The sequence below is a fragment of the Streptomyces niveiscabiei genome (assembly GCF_001419795.1).
Classification (GTDB): Bacteria; Actinomycetota; Actinomycetes; order Streptomycetales; family Streptomycetaceae; genus Streptomyces; species Streptomyces niveiscabiei.
In genome coordinates this window covers 1-2197 of sequence record NZ_LIRL01000844.1, presented here as the reverse complement: position 1 = coordinate 2197, position 2197 = coordinate 1, and the positions used below count along the sequence as shown (strand labels likewise).

Sequence of the window (2197 nt, the reverse complement as noted above, 5' to 3'; positions counted from 1 at the left end):
CGCGCCGAGCAGCGGGATGGCGATCGCGGTGCCGGTCACTCCGGCGGCGACGAGGAGCGCCGGAGCCTGGCGGGGTCGACGGTGGCGGCCGTTCCCGGAGAGCATGCGGGCACCTTTCTCACGACAGTGGGGGGCGGGGCGGCTGGTGGGCCGCTCCGGCTTGTGAACGTATCGGCATACGATCGCCTGTCACAAGTTCATGCCGCGCAGATCACGTGAAGATCACGGAGTTGAGGGCGTGTCATGTTTGCGTCGGGGCGGGGCGTTCAGGGTGTCGCCGTGAAGCTCACCGGCAAAGTCCGCAGGCCACGCATGATGAGACCGCCCCGCCACCTCAACTCCTCCGGGCTCACCGCGAGTTGAAGGTCCGGCAGGCGTGTGAGAAGTGTCGCGAGCGCGGTCTGGCCCTCCAGGCGGGCCAGGGGTGCGCCGAGGCAGTAGTGGATGCCGTGGCCGTACCCCAGGTGCTGGTTGTCGCGGCGGGCGAGGTCGAGGGTGTCGGGGTGCTCGAAGCGGGCCGGGTCGCGGTCGGCGGCGGCGAGGACGACGAGGACCGGGTCGCCGGGGGCGATGTGCTGGTCCCCGAGGGTGAGTTGCTCGGTCGCGAAGCGCCAAGTCGCCAGCTCCACGGGGCCGTCGAAGCGCAGGAGTTCCTCGACTCCGGTTTCGAGGAGGGCGGTTTCTCCGGCGGCCAGGGACTTCTGGAGCCCGGCTCTCTGGTCGGGGTGGGTGAGGAGCGCGAGCGTGCCGTTGCCGATGAGGTTGACGGTCGTCTCGAAGCCGGCGAACAGGAGGATGAACGCCATCGCGGCGGCCTCGTTCTCCGTGAGGTGCTCGCCGTGGTCGGAGGCGCGGATCAGGCCGGAGATGAGGTCGTCGCCGAGGTCGCCGCGTTTGCGGTGGATGAGGTCGAGGAGGTAGGCGCGCATCTTCTTGACGGACCGTGCGACTCCGCCTCGCGGGCCGCCCCCGTGTCTGATCATCATCCCGGCCCAGTCCCGGAAGTCGTCCTGGTCCTCCCGGGGTACGCCGAGCAGGTCGCAGATCGCGTAGATCGGGAGGGGGAAGGCGAAGTCGTGGATGAGGTCGGCCTCGCCCTTCGCCGCGAAACGGTCGATGAGCTGGTCCGTCAACTCCTGTACGCGCGGCGCGAATTCGGCGACCCTGCGCGGGGTGAACGCCTTGCTGACGAGCCGCCGCAGCCTCGTGTGGTCCGGCGGGTCGATGTTCAGCAGGTGCGTCATCAGCTCGGCCTTGCGCTCCCCCGGGATGCCCGTCTTGCCCTTCGCGTGGGCCGGTTCGTCGTGGTGCGCCGGGTTCTTGGAGAGGCGGGTGTCCGCGAGGGCCTGTTTGGCGTCGGCGTACCGGGTGACCAGCCAGGCGTCCACTCCGCTGGGGAGGGTGGTCCGGTGGACGGGGGCGTGCTCCCGCAGCCAGGCGTACGCCGGGTACGGGTTGGAAGCGAACTCCCAGGTGAAGAGGGTGGGGGTGCTGTCGGTCACCCGTCGACGGTATCCCGTTTCCGCCGGAGCGCTTCGGCTCGGGCCTGGGCGAAGGCGTCCCCTTGTGCGGCGGCCTCGTCGTACGTCTGTAGCGCCTCGGTACTACGACCCGACCTCTCAAGTACTACGCCGAGGTGCGCGAGGTCCTGGGGGTCGGTACTACCCCTGAAGTACGACTCGGCGTCCTGGAGGGTCTGCGGGGCGGCGCGGAGGTCGTCCAGGATGCGGACGGCCCGGTCGTCGCCGTCGTGGGCCGCGCGCTCCAGGTAGGGCTGGGCGGTCTCGGTCTCGCCGCGCAGGAGGTGGTAGGCGGCGAGGTTGCGGGCCAGGGGGACGTCCTCTTCTTTGCGTGCGTAGTACTGCGCCGCGCGGGAGGCATCGCCCAGGCGGAGTTCAAGGGCGCCGAGTTGTGCGGCGGCGTTCCCGTCGCCGGTTTCGGCGGACCGGCGGAGGGACCGGTCGGCGAGGGCGAGGTGGGCTTCGGCGAGGAGGCGGTGGGCCGTGGGGGTGGGGTTCTTGTCGGCGGCGGTGCGGAGGTAGGGGACGGCTTGTTCGGCCCGGCGCCTGCGCAGGAGGTACGCGCCGACCCGCTCCGCGAGTTCGAGGGACCCGGCGTCGGCCGCCTTCCGGTACCAGTACATCGCGCCTACCTCGTCCCCCTCGGTCTCCTTGAGCAGGCCGAGAAGGGCGACCGA

General features: G+C 70.7%; 1 protein-coding gene and 2 pseudogenes. All 3 read right to left on the bottom strand.

Annotation, left to right across the window (positions count from 1 at the left end):
- Positions 1-183 (bottom strand): annotated as a pseudogene (locus AOK24_RS52865) (hypothetical protein); the annotation flags it as partial.
- An 83-nt stretch (positions 184-266) separates the two neighbouring features.
- The gene (locus tag AOK24_RS35025) at positions 267-1502 is read right to left on the bottom strand and encodes a cytochrome P450 family protein (RefSeq protein ID WP_055724015.1); all 1236 of its coding nucleotides are present in this window, start codon (positions 1500-1502) and stop codon (positions 267-269) included.
- Positions 1499-2197 (bottom strand): annotated as a pseudogene (locus tag AOK24_RS35020) (hypothetical protein); the annotation flags it as partial. The pseudogene AOK24_RS35020 and the gene AOK24_RS35025, both read right to left, overlap by 4 nt.